We start from the raw sequence: 823 nt of genomic DNA, 5'->3' as shown, positions 1-823 counted from the left end.
TCAAAGAAACTGCAGAGAAGCTGATTCCGCAGATGAAGAAGGCAGGTGCGGACATTATTGTCGCAATTCCGCATTCAGGGGTTTCAACCGATCCATATAAACTAGGTGCGGAGAACTCGGTGTACTATTTAACGCAAGTAAAAGGCATTGATGCCATTGCGTTTGGTCACTCTCACGCGGTCTTCCCAGGCAAAGGATTTGAGAATCTACAAGGCGTAGACAACAACAAAGGCACCATCAACGGTGTCACTGCCGTCATGCCTGGCCGTTGGGGTAGCCACGTGGGAGTCATGGATCTGGTCATCGAGCAAAAAGACGGCCAATGGCAAGTAGTGGAAGGACAATCTGAAGCTCGACCAATTTTCGACAAAGCGACTAAGAAATCGCTTGCAGAAGCAGACCAAGGCATCATTAAAGCACTCGAAGACGATCACAAAGGCACTCGCGAATTCGTTAACCAACCAATTGGTAAAGCGAATGACGTGATGTACAGCTTCTTGGCTTTGGTGCAAGACGACCCAACAATCCAAATCGTTAACCTTGCACAAAAAGACTACGTTGAACGTTTCATTCAAGGCGATCCAGACCTTGCTGACATTCCAGTTTTGAGCGCGGCAGCGCCGTTTAAAGTGGGCGGACGTAAAGATGATCCGAACGGCTTCACTGAGGTTGAATCTGGCCAACTGACTTTCCGCAACGCCGCCGACTTGTACCTATACCCAAATACGCTCGTCGCAATGAAGGTGAAAGGCAAAGAAGTACATGAATGGCTAGAGTGCAGCGCAGGCCAATTCAAGCACATTGATGTCAATACGACTCAGCC

Annotated in this window: 1 protein-coding gene; it reads left to right on the top strand. The window is 48.7% G+C overall.

Annotated features, from left to right (window positions below):
* The coding region (locus tag R7R24_RS25880) for a 5'-nucleotidase C-terminal domain-containing protein (RefSeq protein WP_318119987.1) at positions 1–823 on the top strand (823 nt) is incomplete at both ends.

It is taken from the genome of Vibrio sp. 704 (genome assembly GCF_033339295.1).
This window is presented reverse-complemented; position numbering and strand designations above follow the sequence as displayed.